This window comes from Methylobacterium isbiliense (genome assembly GCF_022179325.1).
Lineage (GTDB): Bacteria > Pseudomonadota > Alphaproteobacteria > Rhizobiales > Beijerinckiaceae > Methylobacterium > Methylobacterium isbiliense.
Map to the genome: position 1 here is coordinate 122412 of NZ_BPQQ01000010.1, position 18678 is coordinate 141089.

17 protein-coding genes are annotated in these 18678 nt (G+C 72.4%); 10 read left to right on the forward strand and 7 right to left on the reverse strand.

What is annotated here, in order from left to right; translation table 11 throughout:
* Positions 1–40: 40 nt before the first annotated feature.
* Positions 41–2239: a malate synthase G gene (locus MFF61_RS05095; RefSeq protein WP_238234046.1), complete on the reverse strand. Its 2199-nt coding sequence runs from the start codon at positions 2237–2239 to the stop codon at positions 41–43.
* Between the two features lie 299 nt (positions 2240–2538).
* Here MFF61_RS05095 and MFF61_RS05100 point away from each other — a divergent pair, with 299 nt between their 5' ends.
* Entirely contained in the window at positions 2539–3255 is a 717-nt protein-coding gene (locus MFF61_RS05100; RefSeq protein WP_238233979.1) for a DUF2076 domain-containing protein, read from the forward strand.
* 57 nt (positions 3256–3312) lie between these two features.
* Here the strand turns inward: MFF61_RS05100 and MFF61_RS05105 are convergent, their stop codons facing one another.
* A complete protein-coding gene (locus tag MFF61_RS05105) occupies positions 3313–4128 on the reverse strand; it encodes a L,D-transpeptidase (protein ID WP_238233980.1) in 816 nt (271 codons plus the stop codon).
* A gap of 273 nt (positions 4129–4401) precedes the next feature.
* Between MFF61_RS05105 and MFF61_RS05110 the strand changes: the two genes are divergently transcribed.
* The 6 genes from MFF61_RS05110 to MFF61_RS05135 all read left to right on the forward strand — a co-directional run bounded on the left by MFF61_RS05110 (position 4402) and on the right by MFF61_RS05135 (position 9882).
* The gene (locus tag MFF61_RS05110) at positions 4402–5112 is read left to right on the forward strand and encodes a protein phosphatase CheZ (protein ID WP_238233981.1); all 711 of its coding nucleotides are present in this window, start codon (positions 4402–4404) and stop codon (positions 5110–5112) included.
* 73 nt (positions 5113–5185) lie between these two features.
* Positions 5186–7192, forward strand: coding sequence for an excinuclease ABC subunit UvrC (gene uvrC, locus MFF61_RS05115; RefSeq protein WP_238233982.1), 2007 nt, complete (start codon positions 5186–5188; stop codon positions 7190–7192).
* Between the two features lie 54 nt (positions 7193–7246).
* The gene (gene pgsA, locus MFF61_RS05120) at positions 7247–7849 is read left to right on the forward strand and encodes a CDP-diacylglycerol--glycerol-3-phosphate 3-phosphatidyltransferase (protein ID WP_238234047.1); all 603 of its coding nucleotides are present in this window, start codon (positions 7247–7249) and stop codon (positions 7847–7849) included.
* Positions 7846–8097 carry a molybdopterin converting factor subunit 1 gene (gene moaD / locus MFF61_RS05125; RefSeq protein WP_238233983.1) on the forward strand — a complete coding sequence of 84 codons (252 nt, stop codon included), beginning with the start codon at positions 7846–7848 and terminating at the stop codon, positions 8095–8097. The genes pgsA and moaD overlap by 4 nt, the downstream gene beginning before the upstream one ends.
* Positions 8098–8203: 106 nt before the next feature.
* Positions 8204–9247 (forward strand): DUF3616 domain-containing protein, encoded by a 1044-nt coding sequence (locus MFF61_RS05130; RefSeq protein ID WP_238233984.1) that lies wholly within the window; start codon positions 8204–8206, stop codon positions 9245–9247.
* A gap of 23 nt (positions 9248–9270) precedes the next feature.
* Positions 9271–9882 carry a pyridoxamine 5'-phosphate oxidase family protein gene (locus tag MFF61_RS05135; protein WP_238233985.1) on the forward strand — a complete coding sequence of 204 codons (612 nt, stop codon included), beginning with the start codon at positions 9271–9273 and terminating at the stop codon, positions 9880–9882.
* Positions 9883–9891: 9 nt separating this feature from the next.
* On the opposite strand, the gene MFF61_RS05140 is transcribed toward MFF61_RS05135, so the two are convergent.
* From MFF61_RS05140 to MFF61_RS05150, 3 genes are all read right to left on the reverse strand, one after another.
* Positions 9892–10794 carry a metal ABC transporter substrate-binding protein gene (locus MFF61_RS05140; protein ID WP_238233986.1) on the reverse strand — a complete coding sequence of 301 codons (903 nt, stop codon included), beginning with the start codon at positions 10792–10794 and terminating at the stop codon, positions 9892–9894.
* A gap of 113 nt (positions 10795–10907) precedes the next feature.
* Positions 10908–12440 carry a regulator gene (locus MFF61_RS05145; protein ID WP_373324579.1) on the reverse strand — a complete coding sequence of 511 codons (1533 nt, stop codon included), beginning with the start codon at positions 12438–12440 and terminating at the stop codon, positions 10908–10910.
* A gap of 74 nt (positions 12441–12514) precedes the next feature.
* Positions 12515–13186, reverse strand: a complete 672-nt coding sequence (locus MFF61_RS05150; protein WP_238233987.1) for a cysteine hydrolase family protein — start codon at positions 13184–13186, stop codon at positions 12515–12517.
* 369 nt (positions 13187–13555) lie between these two features.
* Here MFF61_RS05150 and MFF61_RS05155 point away from each other — a divergent pair, with 369 nt between their 5' ends.
* From MFF61_RS05155 to MFF61_RS05165, 3 genes are all read left to right on the forward strand, one after another.
* Positions 13556–13765: a hypothetical protein gene (locus MFF61_RS05155; protein WP_238233988.1), complete on the forward strand. Its 210-nt coding sequence runs from the start codon at positions 13556–13558 to the stop codon at positions 13763–13765.
* A 138-nt stretch (positions 13766–13903) separates the two neighbouring features.
* A complete protein-coding gene (locus tag MFF61_RS05160) occupies positions 13904–15691 on the forward strand; it encodes an ABC transporter ATP-binding protein (RefSeq protein WP_238234049.1) in 1788 nt (595 codons plus the stop codon).
* A complete protein-coding gene (locus tag MFF61_RS05165) occupies positions 15688–16587 on the forward strand; it encodes a DMT family transporter (protein WP_238233989.1) in 900 nt (299 codons plus the stop codon). The genes MFF61_RS05160 and MFF61_RS05165 overlap by 4 nt, the downstream gene beginning before the upstream one ends.
* Positions 16588–16626: 39 nt before the next feature.
* On the opposite strand, the gene MFF61_RS05170 is transcribed toward MFF61_RS05165, so the two are convergent.
* Positions 16627–17184: a RecX family transcriptional regulator gene (locus tag MFF61_RS05170; RefSeq protein ID WP_238233990.1), complete on the reverse strand. Its 558-nt coding sequence runs from the start codon at positions 17182–17184 to the stop codon at positions 16627–16629.
* Positions 17184–18617 (reverse strand): oligosaccharide flippase family protein, encoded by a 1434-nt coding sequence (locus MFF61_RS05175; RefSeq protein ID WP_238233991.1) that lies wholly within the window; start codon positions 18615–18617, stop codon positions 17184–17186. The genes MFF61_RS05170 and MFF61_RS05175 overlap by 1 nt, the downstream gene beginning before the upstream one ends.
* Between the last annotated feature and the right edge of the window lie 61 nt (positions 18618–18678).

The following is an 18678-nucleotide window of genomic DNA, read 5'->3' on the forward strand; positions in this document are numbered from 1 at the left end:
AAGGGCGAATGAGGTCGTCCGGACGAGGATTAGCCGCGCCCTACGCGGTCGCGCCCTCGCGGGCCTTCTCGGTCGGGGCGCCGGCGGCCTTGGCCTCGCGGCGGCGGGCATGGAGGACCCACTCGGTGTAGCCGTTCGGCTGCGCCCGCCCCTTGAACACGAGATCGCAGGCGGCCTGGAAGGCCGGGCCGTCGAAGTCGGGCGCCATCGGCCGGTAGAGCGGATCGCCCGCGTTCTGGCGGTCCACCACCTTCGCCATGCGCTTCATCGTCTCCATCACCTGCTCCTCGCCGACGACGCCGTGGTGGAGCCAGTTGGCGATGTGCTGCGAGGAGATGCGCAGGGTGGCGCGGTCCTCCATCAGGCCGACATCGTGGATGTCCGGCACCTTGGAGCAGCCGACGCCCTGGTCGATCCAGCGCACCACGTAGCCCAGGATGCTCTGGGCGTTGTTGTCGATCTCCTGCTGCACGTCATCGGGCGCGAAGTTCGAGCGGGCGAGCGGGATCTGCAGGATCTCGTGCAGCGCCGAGCGCGGCCGGCGCGCCAGCTCCTCCTGCCGGGCCTTCACGTCGGTCTCGTGGTAGTGCAGCGCGTGGAGCGTCGCGGCGGTGGGCGAGGGCACCCAGGCGGTGCTGGCGCCGGCCTTCGGATGGACGCCCTTCTGCATCAGCATGTCGGCCATCGCGTCGGGAGCGGCCCACATGCCCTTGCCGATCTGCGCCCGGCCGAGCAGGCCGCAGGCGAGCCCGACATCGACGTTGTTCTCCTCGTAGCCCTTGATCCAGGGCGTCGCCTTCATGTCGTTCTTGCGGATGACCGGGCCGGCCTCCATGGCAGTGTGGATCTCGTCGCCGGTGCGGTCGAGGAAGCCGGTGTTGATGAACACCACGCGCTCGTCCGCCGCCTTGATGCAGGCCGCGAGGTTCACGGTGGTGCGGCGCTCCTCGTCCATGATGCCCATCTTGAGCGTGTTGCGCTCCAGGCCGAGCATCGCCTCGACGCGGCCGAACAGCTCCACCGCGAAGGCGACCTCCTCCGGCCCGTGCATCTTGGGCTTGACGATGTAGACCGAGCCCTTGCGGCTGTTGCGGATGCCGGACTCGCTGCGCAGGTCGTGGATCGCGATCATCGCCGAGACGGCGGCGTCGAGGATGCCCTCCGGCACCTCCTGGCCCTCCGCATCGAGCACCGCGTCGGTGAACATGTGGTGGCCGACGTTGCGCACCAGCATCAGGGAGCGGCCCGGCACCGTCACCTCGCCGCCGTTCGGGGCGGTGTAGTGCCGGTCGGGGTTGAGGCGGCGCTCCATCGTCCGGCCGTCCTTCTGGAAGGTGGCCGTGAGGCTGCCGTTCATCAGGCCGAGCCAGTTGCGGTAGACTTCGACCTTGTCGTCCGCGTCCACCGCCGCGACGGAGTCCTCTAGGTCCATGATGGTCGAGATCGCCGATTCGATCACGATGTCGGCGACGCCCGAGGCGTCGAAGCGGCCGATGCGGTGGGTGCGGTCGAGGACGATCTCGATGTGCAGGCCGTTGTGGCGCAGCAGCAGCGCCGAGGGCATGCTCGCCCGGCCGCGATAGCCGCGGAACATGTCGGGCCGCGCGAGCGGGATGGTCTCGCCGGTGTTCATGTTGCCGACGAGGCCGCCCTCCTCCACCGCGTAGGTGACGACGTCGGCGTGGCGCCCGCCCGCGAGCGGCACGGTGCGGTCGAGGAAGGCGCGCGCCCGGGTCACGACCCGCGCCCCGCGGGTGCGGTTGTAGCCCCCGCCGCGCGTCGCCCCACCCTCCTCCGAGATCGCGTCGGTGCCGTAATAGGCGTCGTAGAGCGATCCCCAGCGGGCATTGGCGGCGTTGAGCGCGTAGCGGGCGTTCGACACCGGAACCACGAGCTGGGGACCCGCGATCACCGCGATCTCGTCGTCCACGTTCTCGGTCCGGGCCTTCACCGGCCCCGGATCGGGCAGCAGGTAGCCGATCTCGCGCAGGAACGCCTCGTAGCCGGCTGCGTCGTGCGGCTTGCCGGCCCGCTCGCGGTGCCAGGCGTCGATGCGGTCCTGCAGCGCGTCGCGCTTGGCCAGCAGCGCACGGTTCTTCGGCGTCAGGTCGCGCAGGATCGCCGCGAGCCCGCCCCAGAACACCTCCGGCGAGACGCCCGTTCCCGGCAGCGCCTCCGACACGACGAAGTCGTGCAGCACCGGCGCCACCTTCAAACCGCTGACCGTCTGTCGATCCATCATCATCACTCCCGGCGGCGGGCCCGTCACGCGCGCCGCGCGCGCTCCTTAACAGGCAAGAATGGGGTCAGAAAGCCGCCCTGAGCGCGGGCGCGGCCCGCCCCGCCGGATCCGTGACGCCGCGTGCGGCGTTACGATCGTGCGCGGACGGGATGAGGAAACGTGACCAAAACGTAATCCTCCTGAGGGCGCAAAAGGCCGAGATCCGGCGCTTGCGCCCCGTGACAAACAGGGCAGTGCCACCCATCTGGAGACCGCCGGAGGGTGACACCTCAGGCACCGACGAGGAGTACGACTCCATGAACAGCGAAGAACGCGACGTCATCAACGGCATTTTCCAGCGTCTGGAGCAGGCCGCGCAGCAGCCCCGCGATGCCGACGCGGAGCGCTTCATCGCCGACAAGATCCGGGCGCAGCCCTACGCGCCCTACGCGATGGCGCAGCTGATCTACGTGCAGGAGGAGGCGATCAAGAGCCTCAACCAGCAACTGGAGCAGGCCCGTGCCGAGTTCCAGCGCGGTCAGGGCGCCGGTCAGGGCTCGGGCGGCGGCTTCTTCTCCAGCATCTTCGGCGGCGGCTCGCGCCAGGAGCCCCCGCTGCGTCAGGGTGCCTGGGGCGGCCAGCAGCCCGGTTACGGCCAGCAGCCCGGCTACGGACAGCAGCCCGGCTACGGACAGCCCCCGGGCTACGGCCAGCCGGGCTTCGGCGGGCCGCAGCAGGGCGGGCCGTGGGCGGGCCAGCAGGCGCCGCAGCGCGGCGGCTTCCTGGCCTCCGCTCTGCCGATGGCGGCGGGCGCGGCCGGCGGCATGCTGCTCGGCAGCGCGCTCGCCAACGCCTTCAGCGGCGGTCACTCGACGCTGGGCAGCCTCGGCGCGGCGCCGGCCGCGGCCGATCCGGGAGCCCTCGGCGGCAGCCAGGATTTCGGGTCCGCCCTCGGCGGCGGTGATGCGGGCTTCCAGGACGCCTCGTTCGACGACGGCGACATGGGCGGCGGCGGGGACGACGACTGGGTCTGATCCCGTCGGCCCTGGACCCAACGGCCCCGCCGCGGCGACGCGGCGGGGCGCGTCGCGTCAGCTCACCACCACCCTGGCTCCCACTGGCACCCGCTCGTAAAGGTCGATGACGTCCTCGTTCATCATCCGGATGCAGCCGGACGAGACGTTCTGGCCGATCGTGTGCGGCTCGTTGGTGCCGTGGATGCGGTAGAGCGAGGAGCCGAGATACAGCGCCCGCGCGCCGAGCGGGTTGCCGGGTCCCCCCTCCATGTGGCGCGGCAGGTCCGGCCGGCGGCGCAGCATCTCGGGCGGCGGCGTCCAGCCCGGCCATTCGCGCTTCTGGCTCACGGTCTTGATGCCCGCCCAGGTGAAGCCCGGCCGCCCGACCCCGATGCCGTAGCGGATTGCCTGTCCGCCGGGCTGCACGAGGTAGAGGAAGCGCGCCGAGGTATCGATCACCACCGTGCCGGGCCGCTGGCCGCCCTCGTAGGCCACCACCTGCCTGCGGTAGCGTCCGTCGAGGACCCGGCCGATCCCCTCCCCGTCCGGCTCCCCGACGGCCTGCGGCAGCGCGGCCATGCGGGTGCGCGGCAACGGATCTCCCGGCGCGGCCGCCGGCGGTGTGGCGTAGTAGGGTGAGACGAGGTCCCCGGAGCGCGGCGCCGCGTAGACGCCCGGATACCCCTGAGCCCGCGCCACCAGGGTGCCGTCCGGGGCCACCGGGGCGGCGCGATAGGGCCGCGCGACCTGACCGGGATCGCGGCCGGTCATCAGGAATTCGATGAAGCCGCCGCCGTACTGCCCTCGCGCCTCCTGCCGCGCCTCTTGGGCGACGGCCGCCCCCGAGACCAGGGCCGCCATGCAGGCGACCGCGTACGCATGAGCTCTCATGACCGAAACCTGCCCCGAACTGTCCTGCGGGCGGGAACGCCCAAGGGGACCTAGGTGTCGCGGATCGGGGCGAGCGGGCGGTGAAGGAACTTGGTGAGTCCTTGGCTAACGCTTCGGTTCGAGTTGTGAAATGTCCGTCAACGTAAATACTTTCTCACCCGGCCCGGCGCGCGGCGGCATCGGCCGGACCATTTAGCAAATCGCAATGAATTCAGGGGAGTTTGGCGGAAGTGCGCCGCGGATTGGGCCGCGGCACCAGGCTTCGTCGGCACCATGAAGAACAAGCGCTTCCGCATCGAAGAGAGTCTCGGCGCTGCCCCCGTCGCCGCCATGTTGGCTCCGGCCCCCGAGCCGGATGCCCGCATCGCCGAGATCCTGGCCACGGTCAACGAGCTGAAGCGGCTGACGCAGACCACGACCGGCGACGTCATCGAGGCCTGCCGCCGCGAGATCAGCGAGATCTACGGGCTCAAGGGCGAGCTCGACGTGATGAAGGAGGCGATCAACCGCACCAAGCTGGAGATCGCCGCCCTGCACCGCAAGGACAACGACGGCAAGGGCGTCCGCCGCGCCGCGGGCGAACTCGACGCGGTGGTCGAGGCCACCGAGCGCGCCACCACCACCATCCTGGCGGCGGTGGAGGAGATCGAGACCCACGCCTCGGTCCTGCGCTCCACCACCCGGGCCAGGAGCACGACCAACATCGACGCCATCCTGGAGCGCACGGTCGTTCTCTACGAGGCGTGCAACTTCCAGGATCTGACCGGGCAGCGCATCAGCAAGATCGTCAACGTCCTGAAGTTCGTCGAGGACCACATCGACCGGATGATCGAGGCGTGGGGCGGGATGGAGGCGTTCAAGGAGCTGATGGGTCCGGCCGCCGAGGCGAACCCGTTCGACGAGAGCAGCCTGCTCAACGGGCCGAAGCTCGACGAGGATCCGGGCCACGTCGATCAGAACGACATCGACGCCCTGTTCAACTGACCGGCCGCGGCCGAGCGGACCGCGGCCCGCGGACGCCTTCCCTCGCGCCCGCACCTTGCTTACATCGCGCGGCATGAGCCGCATGCCTGGGAACGACGTACCGCCGGACGCCCTCGACCTCGACGACGGGGGCGCCGACGCGGCGGTGGATGCCCGCGACGACGCGCCCGAGATCGATTTCGACCCGGAGGCCGGGGCCGGCCTCGTCAAGGCCGGCACGGAGGTGATCCGCCGCTTCTGGACCACCCTGCCGCCCTCCCCCGGCGTCTATCGCATGCTCGATGCGAAGGGCGACGTGCTCTACGTCGGCAAGGCCAAGAACCTGAAGAACCGCGTCGGCTCCTACGCGCGGGGCCAGGCGCATTCCAACCGCATCGCCCGCATGATCGCCGAGACGGCCTCGATGGAGTTCGTCACCACGGCGACCGAGACCGAGGCGCTGCTGCTCGAAGCCAACCTGATCAAGCAGCTCAAGCCCCGCTTCAACGTGCTGATGCGGGACGACAAGTCGCTGCCCTACATCCTGCTCACCGCCGACACCGAGGCGCCCCAGCTCGTCAAGCACCGCGGCGCGCGCCGCCGGCCGGGCCACTATTTCGGCCCCTTCGCGTCGGTCTGGGCGGTCAACCGCACCGTGAACGCGCTGCAGCGCGCCTTCCTGCTGCGCTCCTGCTCGGACAGCTACTACGAGAACCGCACCCGGCCCTGCCTGCTGTTCCAGATCAAGCGCTGCTCCGGGCCCTGCACCGGCGAGATCGCGCCGGCCGACTACGCAGCCCTGGCCGACGAGGCCCGGGCCTTCCTGTCGGGCAAGTCCACCACCGTGAAGGAGCGGCTCGCCGCCGACATGCAGGCGGCCGCGGAGGCCTGGGAGTTCGAGAAGGCCGCCCGCTACCGCGACCGCATCGCCGCGCTCGCCGCCATCCAGGGCGTGCAGGGGGTCAACACCCAGGACATCGAGGAGGCCGACGTCTTCGCCCTCGACGAGCAGGCCGGCCAGTTCTGCATCGAGGTGTTCTTCTTCCGCAACTGGCAGAACTGGGGCAACCGGGCCTACTTCCCCAAGGCCGACCGCAGCATGTCGGCCTCGGAGGTGCTGGGCTCGTTCATCGGCCAGTTCTACGACGACAAGCCCGCGCCGCGCCTGATCCTGGTCTCGCACGTGATCGAGGATGCGGAGCTGCTGGCCGCCGCCCTCTCGACCAAGTCCGAGGCCCGGGTGGAGATCCACCAGCCCAAGCGCGGCGAGCGCCGGAACCTGACCGACTACGCGGCCCGCAACGCCCGCGAGGCGCTGGGGCGGCGCCTCGCCGACACCGCGTCGCAGGGCAAGCTCCTGGGCGCTCTCGGCCAAGCCTTCCGGCTGCCCCGCGCGCCGCGGCGGGTCGAGGTCTACGACAACTCGCACATCATGGGCACGAACGCGGTCGGCGCGATGATCGTCGCCGGGCCGACCGGGTTCATGAAGACGCACTACCGCACCTTCACCATCAAGTCGCAGGAGCTGAAGCCCGGCGACGATTACGGGATGATGCGCGAGGTGCTGCACCGCCGGTTCAGCCGGCTCGTCCGGGAATCGCCCCGCAGCGAGCCCGAGCCCCAACCCCAGGACGCCGAGACCATCCCGGCCTGGCCCGATCTGGTGCTGATCGACGGCGGCAAGGGCCAGCTGGAGGCGGCCCGCGCGGCGCTCGCCGAGATCGGCGTGACGGACGTGCCCCTCGTCGGCATCGCCAAGGGGCGCGACCGGGACGCGGGACGCGAGACCTTCTTCGTGCCCGGCGAGCCGCCCTTCAAGCTGCCCCCGCGCGATCCCACCCTCTACTTCGTGCAGCGCCTGCGCGACGAGGCCCACCGCTTCGCCATCGGTGCGCACCGCGCCAAGCGCAAGCGCGAACTCACCAAGAATCCCCTCGACGAGATCCCGGGCATCGGGCCGACCCGCAAGCGGGCGCTCCTGCACCATTTCGGCACCGTCAAGGCGATCGAACGGGCGGCGCTCGAGGATCTGGCCCGCACCCCCGGCGTGAACGCCGCGACGGCGCGCGCGGTCTACGATTTCTTCCACGCCAATGCCTGATCCGGCCTCGTATCGGTTGACGCCTGCGCGGCCGGCATGGTTTCACCCCCCGGCATGACCATGGTGGTTCCCCGGCGCCGGTCGGCGGCCTTCACTCTCGCCAACCTGCTCACCTACGGCCGCGTGGCCGCGGTGCCGGTGGTGGCGGGCTTCCTGTTCTGGCCGCAGGATCCTTCGGCCCGGTTCGCCGCGCTCGCGGTCTTCGTCCTGGCGGCGATCACCGACTACCTCGACGGCTACGTCGCCCGGGCCTACGCGCAATCCTCGGCGCTGGGCCGCATGCTCGACCCCATCGCCGACAAGCTCCTGGTGGCCGCCTGCCTGCTGATGCTGGCGGCGGACGGCTCGATTCCCGGTCCCTCCCTGTGGGCCGCCATCGTGATCCTGTGCCGCGAGATCCTGGTCTCGGGCCTGCGCGAGTACCTCGCCGAGCTGAAGGTCGGGGTTCCGGTGAGCCGGGTCGCCAAGTGGAAGACCGGGGCGCAGCTCGTCTCGCTCGGCTTCCTGATCGCCGGGCCGGCCGGCGAGGCGATCCTGCCCGGCACGGTGATGATCGGCCTGACGCTGCTGTGGATCTCGGCCGCCCTGACGCTCTACACCGGGTGGGACTACCTGCGCGCCGGCCTGCGCCACATGATGGACGACGAGGTGCGATGAAGCTCGTCTACTTCGCCTGGGTGCGCGAGCGCATCGGCCGCCCCGAGGAGACCGTGGAGCTGCCCGCGGAGGTGGCGACGGTGGCCGACCTCGTGCGCTGGCTCAAGCAGCGCGGCGAGGAATACGCCTACGCCTTCGAGAACGAGGGCGTGGTGCGTGCGGCGGTCGACCGGGTCCACGCCAAGCCCGACACGCCGCTCTCGGGCGCCGCGGAGGTGGCGTTCTTCCCCCCGATGACCGGCGGCTGAGCCGGGTCGCCCGAGACGCGACGGCGCCCGGCGAAATCGTGCCCGACCGATCTTCCCTGCCGTCGTTCCCGGCCCCATGATGGGCGGACAAGCCGGGAGGACATCGATGATACGCCTGAGGACGCTCGTCTCCGCGCTCGCGCTCTGCCTGCCGGGTGCGGCCGCATGGTCGCAGACCAAGGCCGGGCCGGTGCTGGTCCATTGGGGCATCTGCGAAGCCTCGGCCGCCGTGCCTTACCCGGCCGGCAGCTTCGGAGACCGCTTCCTCGTCGTCAACGACGACGACAATGTGCTCCGGCTCTACAAGTCCGAGGAGAGCGGCGCCTTCCTGACCCTGAAGGACGCCGATCTCGACGCCGTGCTCGGGAGCGGCACCGCCAAGGGCAGGACCCCGAAGGCGGATCTCGAAGGGGCGGCGTGGCTCGGCGACGAGATCGTGCTGATCGGGTCTCACAGCCGCAACGAGGACGGCGAGCTGCGCGAGGGGCGTGGCGTCGTCGCGGCCTTCACGGTCGCCGGATCGTCCCCCGACGCCCTCGCGGTGAAGCCGAAGGGCAAGACCTTCCGTGGGCTCGCCAAGGCCCTGTCGGATCTCGACCCGCGGCTCGCGGCGCGCATCGCCCTCGACACGCAGACCAAGAAGGACCTCTCGCCCAAGCGTCGCGGCTTCAACATCGAGGGGCTGGCGGCGACAGCGGACGGAAAGGCGCTGCTCATCGGCCTGCGCAATCCGATCACCGCCGACAACGACGCGATGGTGGTGCGGTTCGAGAACCCGGCCGAGGTGCTCGCCTCGGGCGCCGCGCCGCGTCTGGCCAAGCCGATCGCCCTCGACCTCAAGGGCCGCGGCATCCGCGACATCGCCTATGCGCCGGGCGCCAAGGCCTACTTCATCGTCGCGGGCGGCTCGGGCGGCGGGGGTGAATCCGCCGACCTCTACCGCTGGTCCGGCGAGGCGTCCGCCGCGCCGGTGCGCGTCCCCGGCGCGGCCGAGGCGTTCGCGGCGATCCCCGACTTCCAGCCCGAGGGCCTGCTCGTCGCGCCCGACGGCAGCAAGGTACGGGTGCTCAGCGACGACGGCGAGGCCTGCGACGGCGCGAAGCCCGAGAAATTCCGCAGCGTCCTCCTCACGCTCGATCCGAGCAGCTGAGGCCGGCAGGAGCAGGGGCAGCAATGACGGCCGAGACCACGCCGGAGACGGTCCGCGCGCATTACGGCGAGCCCTCCGACCGGGCGCTCGCCAAGCAGCTCGTGCGGCTCGACGGGCATGCCCGCGCCTTCATCGCCCTCTCGCCCTTCCTGGTGATCGCCTCCTCGGACGCGGCGGGGCGCGGCGACGCCACCCCGCGGGGGGACGCGCCCGGTTTCGTCGCCGTGCTCGACGATGCCACGCTGCTGATCCCGGACCGGCTCGGCAACCGCCGCGCCGACACGATGCTGAACATCACGGAGAACCCGCAGGTCGGCCTGCTCTTCCTCGTGCCGGGCATCGACGAGAGCCTTCGGGTGAACGGCCGCGCCCGCTTCACCACGGATGCGGACCTGCTCGCGCCCCTGTCGGTGCAGGGCAGGCCGCCGGTGGCCGGCCTGATCGTGACGGCCGAGGAGGTGTATTTCCACTGCGGCAAGGCGCTGATGCGCTCGCGGCTGTGGGACCCGGACAGGCGGGTGGAGCGCGCGTCCTTTCCCTCGCTCGGGCGGATCCTGGCCGATCAGATCGCGGGCTCGGACGTGCGCGAGAGCGAGCGCTTCATCGAGGAGAGCTACCGCACCCGGCTGTATTGAACCGGAGCCCTACCCGGCGAGCGCCGCCGAGAACTCCCGCAGGTTGTTGCGCATCATCTCGATGTAGGTCGGCGCGGGTCCACCGGGCTCCGAGAGGGCATCCGAGAAGATCCGCCCGCCGGCCTTGGCGCCGCTCTCGCGCGCGATCTGCAGCATCAGCCGCGGGTCGGCGACGTTCTCCAGGAAAACCGCCGGGATCCGGTCGCGCTTCACCTGCCGGATGATGCGGGCGACGTCGCGGGCCGTGGCCTCGCTCTGGCTCGACACGCCCTGGGGCGCGATGAAGCGCAGGCCGTAGGCGCGGGCGAAGTACCCGAAGGCGTCGTGCGTGGTGATGACCCGGCGCCGCGCCTCCGGGATCGCCGCGACGGTGCGCCTGACCTCCGCATCGAGGGCGTCGAGATCGGCCAGGTAGGCGCTCGCCCGGGCCTCGTAGGTCGCCCGCCCCTCCGGGTCGACGCCGATCAGGCCGTCGCGGATGCTGGCGACGTAGCGCTTGGCGTTGGCGACGTTCTGCCATGCGTGCGGATCGGGCGCGTGCGCGTCGTGGCCCGCATGAGCGTGCCCCTCCTGCGCCTCCTCGATCGGCGTGACCCCGGAGGAGGCCACCACCACCGGGGCCTTCGTGCCCGACGCCTTCACGAGGCGGTCGATCCAGCCCTCGAAGCCGAGCCCGTTCACCACCACCAGCCGTGCGCCCGCCAGCGTGCGGGCGTCGCCGGGCGAGGGCACGAAGCTGTGCGCGTCGCCGTTCGGGCCGACCAGCACCGCGACGGACACCCGCTCGCCCCCGACCTGCCGCACGAGATCGCCGAGGATCGAGAAGCTCGCCACCACCTTCAGCGGCTCGGCCCTGGCCGCGGCGGCCCAGACCAGCGCCAGCAGCACCGCCGCAATCCTCGTTCCGCGCATCGTGCTTCCCCGTCCGACCGGGGCGCACCATACCGGCTCGAACCGGCGGCGCAACATTGTTACAAGGCCGGTCTCGTCACGCGGCCGTCCGCGTCAGGCAGCGGACGCCGCGCTCATTCCGCCGGCACCGCCTGCGGCACCGGCCGGGCGACCTCGCCCGTGCGGGACGCCGCGTAGAGGAGCACTGCCATCATCAGGTAGGCCACGGCCAGGCCGGGCTTGACCGCGAAGCCGACCGCCGGGCCGTGCATGAAGCCGAAGAAGGTGAGCACGCCGCCCGCGAGGGCGAAGCCGGCCGCGCGCCGGAAGTCGCGCTCGATGATGAAGACCGCCACTGCCCCGAGGATCAGGCCTCCGAGGATCGCCCCCTCCCCCAGCACCTCCAGCCCGGCATAGAGCACGCCGGCCTGGCCGAGCTTGGCGAGGCCGACGGCCGCCGCGCTGGTGCCGGCGGCCCCGAGCGCGCCGTCGATCAGGGTCTTGCCCCAGGCGGCGAGGTGCGGCGCGAAGGCGAGCACGATGGCGGGCGCGTGGGCGTGCGGGGTCTCCTGGAACGCCTGCGCGCCGATCAGCATGCCGATGTAGAGCAGGATCGGGGCGATCGCGACCACCGGCACCAGGCTCGACAGCAGCGAGATCAGGTTGAGCCAGGCCAGCACCAGCACGACGATGCCGGTGACGAAGGAATAGCCGATGCGCCCGCCCATCGACTTCCAGCCCGGATGGCCGATGTAGACCGCGTTGATGAAGGGGTTGCCCATCAGGCAGCCGATCAGGCTGACGGCGCCGTCGGCGGTGAGCACGCGGGTGGTCGGATAGGGATCGCCCGCGACCTCCGCGCTCTCGACGTTGTCCATCGCCTCGACGAGGTCGTAGATCCCGAACGGGATCGCCGTCACCAGGATGATGCCCAGGAACGCGAAGCCGCCGAACACGTGGTCCACGGCCGGCAGCGGCACCGAGAAGCCGATCCCGCCGATCGCCGCCAGGAAGCCCGACCCGCTCACGCCCCCGGTGTCGAGGCCGAGGAGCGCGGCCGTCCAGGCCACCACCATGCCGAACAGGATGGCGACGAGCCCGGCGGGCATGCGGCCCGGATAGCGCAGGCCCCCGAACCACGCCATCAGGATGATCGCGAAGGCGACGACGCCGATCACCGGCGTCATGATCATCTCGAGGGCCGGCCGCATGGCGATGAAGGTGACCGAGACCCCCGCCAGGGTGCCGAGCAGCGCCGCCCGCGGGGTGATGCGCCGGATCAGCGGCGCGACGAACCCGCCCGCCATCAGGATGAAGCTCTGGATGAACACCCAGGCGAGACCCGCCTCCCAGCCCTTCACCGGGTCCCCGGTCTGCAGCTTGATCGGCAGCATGATGACGAAGACGACGATGAACATGTGCGGCACGCTGATCCCGGAGGGCAGCGCGCAGACGTCCCGGCGCCCGGTGCGGGCGGCGAGCCGGTAGGCCAGCCACGCGTAATAGGCGGTGGACAGGAAGAGCATCAGGCCGACCGCCGGCAGGATCCGCCCGAAGGTGATCGCGTCCGGCATGCCGAGCACGAACCGCAGCAGCCCGGTGAGCACCAAGAGGTTGACCAGGATGTTGGTGCCGAAGCCGAACAGGGCGTTCCAGTCTCCCGGCACCCACAGTGCCGGCCGGAAGCCGGGGGGGGGCCGCAGGGGTCGTCGTGTGGGCCATCCGATCCTCCTCTGCGCGGTCAGGCCGAGCGGATCGCCGCGACGGCGGCATCCGTCGCGGCGACCCAGCCGAAGATGCCGCCCTGCGCCGCGATCATGGCGAGGCCGGTCTCGTGGAAGTGCGGGACGTAGGAGGCGCAGGCGTCGGCCAGCACCACGCAGCGATAGCCGCGGTCGTTGGCCTCGCGCACGGTGGTGTGCACGCAGACCTCGGTGGTCACGCCGCCGACGAGCAGCGTGGTGATCCCGTGCGCCTCCAGCACGGCGCCGAGCGGGGTGGCGTAGAACGCCCCCTTGCCGGGCTTGTCGATGACGATCTCGCCGGGCAGGGGCGCCAGGGCCGGCACGATGGCGTGGCCCGGCTCGCCGCGGATCAGGATGCGCCCCATCGGACCCGCCTCGCCGATCCGAGCGGTGGGCGCGCCCCGCTCCAGCTTGGCGGGCGGCGCGTCCGAGAGGTCGGGTTCGTGGCCCTCCCGGGTGTGGATCACCAGCATCCCGGCCGCGCGGGCGGCCGCCAGCACCGCCCGGCAGGGCTCGACGGCGGCGGCGAGCAGCGAGACGTCGTTGCCGAGGCTCTCCCCGAATCCGCCCGGCTCCAGGAAGTCCCGCTGCATGTCGATGAGGACCAGCGCCGTGCGGGCCAGATCGACGACCAGCGGTGCGGGCTTCGCCTCGATCAGGACCGGCATGCCGGATGTCCTCCGCGGGAGAGGTGCGCGGCCGGCCGAATGTGAGCTTGCGAAGACCCGGCCCGCCCGGGTCGCAGCATGGCAGTTTACGCTATGGAAGGCGTGCCGAAAGGTTGGCCGGACCTGCCCGGAATCCCGGCACCGGATGGCTGCCGCGTGGGCGCCGGCCGGGTCGCTCCGCGGCGGCCCGGCGGCCGCATCCTCGCGGTCGCGGGCAGGCCCAGAACCGGTGCGGCCGGGCGGGGTTGACGCTCGCGCCGGCCTCGGGTCACATCGATGGCCGATCCCATTCCGGGTCCGCTTCCCCAAGGCAGGTGCATGTCGCAGCGCGCCCCCCAGCTTCGGTCGAGGCCGGCGCCGCACCGGTTCATGATGAGCGCCGACGACGCGGCCTGCCGTGCCTGCCAGGGGCAGATGCGCTCGCGCGCCGAGGCGCTGCCCCACGCCCGCCTGATGGTGGTGGCCTCGACCCCGGTGATCGAGGCCTTCGGTGGCGGCGTCGAGACGCGCTATCTCTGCCTGGATTGCGGGCACACGCTGATGCACTCCACCGGCCGCTTCGGGCAGGGCTGGCACTGAGACGGCGCGCCCGCGCCGCCCTGGTCTGACCTGAGGCAGCGCGCCCGCGCTGCATGGCCGCCGTGCTCGCCCCCCGCGTTGTCGGCCCGCGGCCTCCGTGCTAGCGCCGTGGCCCGCAGCAACCTCGGTCAGGCCAGCATGGCGCGGCGCGCGCTCATCCGGGGCGACACGCTCCCCCTTCTCCTCCGGCTCTGGCGCGACTGGCTGCGGCCGCACGCGGCGACGCTCGCCGTGGTGCTGGTGCTGATCGTGGTGGTGGGCGGGGCGACCGGGTTCTATCCGGCCCTGATCAAGACCGCCTTCGATGCCTTCGACGCCAAGGATGCGGCGGCGCTGGCCTACGCGCCGGTGCTGGTCGTCGCGGTCACGGCCCTGCGCGGCTTCGCGCTGTTCGCCCAGACGGTGCTCACCAACCGGGTGGTCACCCGCGTCGAGGCCGACATGCAGGCCGCGCTCTACGGCCACATGATCGAGGCCGACCTCGCGCAGCTCGGCCGCGAGAGCCCGGCGAGCCTGACCCAGCGCTTCACCACCGATTTCGCCTTCATCAAGGAGGCGCTCACCCGCATCTCGACGGTCCTGCTGCGCGACGTGGCGATGCTGCTCGCCCTCGCCTGCGCGATGCTGTGGATGGATCCCTGGCTCACCCTCGGGGCGGCCGTCGTGGTGCCGCTGGTGGCCCAGCCCATCGCCCGCATCGGCCGCAAGCTGCGCCGGGTCTCGACCTCGACGCAGGAGCAGGTCGGGGCGACCGCGAGCCTCATCAGCGAGAGCCTCGCGGGCGCGCGCGTCGCCAAGACCTACGGCCTCGAAGGCTACCTCAAGGCCCGCACCGCCGCCGCCCTCGACGAGGTCCGCCGGCTCAAGATGAAGGCGGCCAATGCCCGCGGGCGGCTCGATCCGCTGCTGGAGATCGGCGGCGGGCTCGCGGTGGCGGGCGTCCTGCTGCTGATCGGCCAGCGCATCCTGTCAGGCGAGAAGACGGTCGGCGACTTCACCGGCTATGTGGCGGCGCTGCTGCTCGCCGCCCAGCCCGCCCGGGCGCTCGGCAACCTCAACGCCATCCTGCAGGAGGCGATGGCGGCGCTCGCCCGCACCTTCGCGCTGATGGACGAGGCGCCGCGGATCCGCGAGGCGCAAGGCGCCCGCCCTCTAGCCGTCGCGGGCGGCGAGATCCGCCTGGAGGGCGTCTGCTTCCGCTACCGCGACGACCAGCCGGCGCTGGAGGGCATCGACCTCGTGGTGCCGGGGGGCGCCACCACGGCGCTGGTGGGACGCTCCGGCTCGGGCAAGTCGACCCTGCTCTCCCTCGTGCCCCGCCTCTACGACGTCGGTGCGGGCCGCCTGCTCATCGACGGGCAGGACGTGCGCGACGTCACCCTCGCCTCGCTGCGCCGGGCGGTGGCGGTGGTGTCGCAGGACGTCGTCCTGTTCGACGACACCATCGCGCAGAACATCGCCTTCGGCCGCGAGGGCGCGACGCAGCCCGAGATCGAGGCGGCGGCGCGGGCCGCGGCGGCGCACGACTTCATCGCCGCCCGGCCGGAGGGCTACGCCTTCCGGGTCGGCCCGGGCGGCGGACGCCTCTCGGGGGGCGAGCGCCAGCGCATCGCGCTCGCGCGGGCCTTCCTGCGCGACGCGCCGATCCTGCTCCTCGACGAGGCGACCTCGGCGCTCGATGCGGAATCCGAGCGGCTGGTGCAGGCGGCCCTCACCCGGCTGATGCGCGGGCGCACCACGCTCGTCATCGCCCATCGCCTCTCGACGGTGCGGGAGGCGGACCGGATCGTCGTGATGGAGGCCGGACGGGTGGTGGAGACGGGCCGGCACGCCGAGCTGATCGCGCAGGGCGGCACCTATGCCCGGCTCCAGCGCCTGCAGCTCGCGGACGACCCGGCTCCCGCCGCGATCGGCGCCGCGCCGTGAAGCCCTTCCCGCCCCCAACCGTGAGCGAGGCCGCCGAGCGCAGCCGCCTTGTCGCGGGCGTCGCCTGGGCGCTGCTCGCGGTCACGATCTGGGGCGGCTGGTTCGTGGTCACGCGGCGGGCGGTCGGGGCCGGCGGCGTGCTCGGCCCCGCCGACCTCGTGGCCCTGCGCTTCGGGATCGGCGGGATCGTGCTGGCCCCGGTGCTGCTGCGCCTGGGGCATCTCACGCCTGCCCAGCGCATCGATGCCGTCTGGCTGATCGTCGGCCAGGGCGCGCCCTTCGCCCTCCTGATCTCGACCGGGCTGCGCTTCGTCCAGGCGGGCCACGGGGCGGCCCTCACCCCGGGCACGATGCCGCTCCTGGCGGCCCTGTTCGGCATGGTGTTCCTGCGGGACCGGCCGGGGCGGGTGGCGCTCGCCGGCCTCGTGCTGATCCTGGCGGGCGCCGTCACGCTCGCGGGCGCCTTCCAGAACGCCGAGGAACTGTTCGGCTACGCGATGTTCCTCAGCGCCGCGACGCTCTGGGCGATCGGGACGGTGCGGATGCGCCGCTCGACCCTGCGCCCGATCGAGGCGACGGCGCTGATCTGCTGCGCCTCCTTCGTGCTCTACCTGCCGCCCTACTTCGCCCTCGGCCTCTCGAAGCTCGCCGAGGCGCCCGCCGCCGAGCTGGTCCTGCAGCTCGTCTACCAGGGCGTGCTCGCGAGCGTCGTCGCGCTCATCGCCTTCAACCGCTCGCTCGCGCTGATCGGGCGGCGCACCCCGGCCTTCACGGCTCTCGTCCCGGTGATCGCGACGCTGCTCGCGATCCCGGTGCTGGGGGAGATCCCGAGCCTGCCGACCGCGCTCGCCGTCGCGGCGATCGCCTGCGGCGTGCTGCTCACCACGCGCGGGTAACGGGAGCAGGATCCGATCGCGCTGCCGTCGACTCCCGCTCTACCCGTCGGGCTCGGCGTCGATCACCCGGCGGGCAAGCGCCAGGGCGAAGCCGGCCCGCGCCATCGCGCCGATGTCGCGCTCGCGCGCCGCGGCCCGGGCATCCGGCCGGCGGAAGGGGCCGAGCCGGCGGCGGCGGGCATAGGCGCGGGCCGCGTCCTCCTCCCCGTTCTCCTCCGCGCCCGGATCGCGCTCGGCTTCCTCGGCGGCGAGCGCCGCCGCGACGACTTCGCGCTCCACGCCCTTGGCGGCGAGCTTGGCCTGGATCGCCCGGGCCGAGCCGCCCCGGCGGCGCAGCGAGCGGACCTTGGCGGTGGCGAACACGGTGTCGTCGATGAGGCCGGCGCCGACCGCCCTGGCGACCACCGCCTCGATCATCTCGGCGTAATCCGCCGGATCCTCCTCGCGCAGGCGGCAGCGCGCCGCCACGCGCCGCTGCAGCACCCGGCGCAGCATCTCGGTCGAGGCGCCGTAGCGTTCGAGATAGTGCAGAGCCGCCCGCTCCAGGTAGGCGGCCGTGACCGGCCGCGGCGGTCGGGGCGCTTCGGAGGGCGCCATCACCCGATCGCCGCGGGGTGTCGCGGCCGCAGACCCGCCACGACGCCGCGCAGACCCGCGATGTCGAAGCGCCACGCCAGCCCGGCATAGAGCGCCGCGCCGAGCGGCACGCTCGCGGCGAGCGACAGCCAGGGCGGGAGCCCGCGCAGCGGCAGGAGCGCGGCGGTCATCAGGCCGGTCGCCAGGACCGCGCCGACGAGATCGGCGAGCGGCAGGCGCAGGCGCTCCGGCCCGCGCAAGGCGCGCCAGCCGAGGTAGGCCAGCGCCGCGACGGCCCCGAGCGATTGCGCCGCCGCGATGCCGAAGGCCCCGAACGGCCCGGTCAGCCCCGCGATCGCCAGTGCATTGGCCGCAAGCCCGATGAGCGCGGCCACGATGACGGGCCGCGTGCGGCGGCGGATCTGAAACACCGGGTTGAGTCCGAACAGCAGGAGCGCGGTCGCGAGGAAGCCGGGCAGGAGCGGCGCCAGATAGGCCGTGAAGTGACCGCGATAGGCCGGCGGGATCGCGACGGCTTCCAGGGCGGGCGACACGGTCCAGAACCCGGCCGCGGTGGGCAGGAGGATCGCCGCCACGAGGGCGAGGTTGCGCGCGACCTGGGCCTCGCCGGCGGCGCGCCCCTCCGCCTCCTCGGCCCGGACGGCGAGCTGGAACAGCATGACGTCGAGGGCGGTGCCGAGCGTCATGAACACCCGCACGCCGATATCGGCCGCGAGCGCGAAGTAGCCGGCCTGCGAGAGGCCCGCGGTCAGCGCCACCGCGCCGCGGTTGGCGAAGGGCATGAGCTGGAACACGACGATGGCGGCGATGAGCGGCAGGCCGTAGGCCAGGAAGCGTCGCAGGTGCGCCCGTCCGCGGCGTGGCGCGGGGCGGTGCGGGGCATCGGCGAGCGCACCACTCAGGAGCAGGGCGGCCAGGAATTGGCCGATCCCGGCCGCGGCCACCACCGCGGCGGCGCTCCCGGTCGCCCAGGCCGCGCCGGCCATGAACACGACGGCGAAGCCGCATTTCGCCAGCACGAGCAGCAGGTAGAGGCGGCCGACGAACAGCGCCCGGGCGAGCGCGGTCTGGTAGTCGAAGACCCCGATCCCGATTGCCGCGAGGGCCGCGGCGCCGGCCATCAGGGCGGAGTCGCCGAGGAGCGGCCAGCTCGCGACGCACAGCAGCGCCGTGGCGCCGAGCCCCAGCCCGATCGCCCCGTAGGCGCGGTCCAGGGTCGCCCGAATCGACGGCTTGGCTTCGCGCACCCGCGCCGAATAGTGCCGCGTCGCCGACAGGCGCAGCCACTCGAACGACAGGGTGGTGAGCACCGTCGCTCCGGCGATGCCGAGCGCGAAGGCCCCGAACCCCTCGGGTCCCAGGATCTGCGCGACGAGCAGGCCGAGGGCGAGGTTCAGGATCGCATTGACCACGTAGGCTGCGACGACCGCCATCGAGAGGGATTAGACCGACCGCAAGGGCCGCTCAATGGCCGTCCCGGCCGCGCGTCGTCGC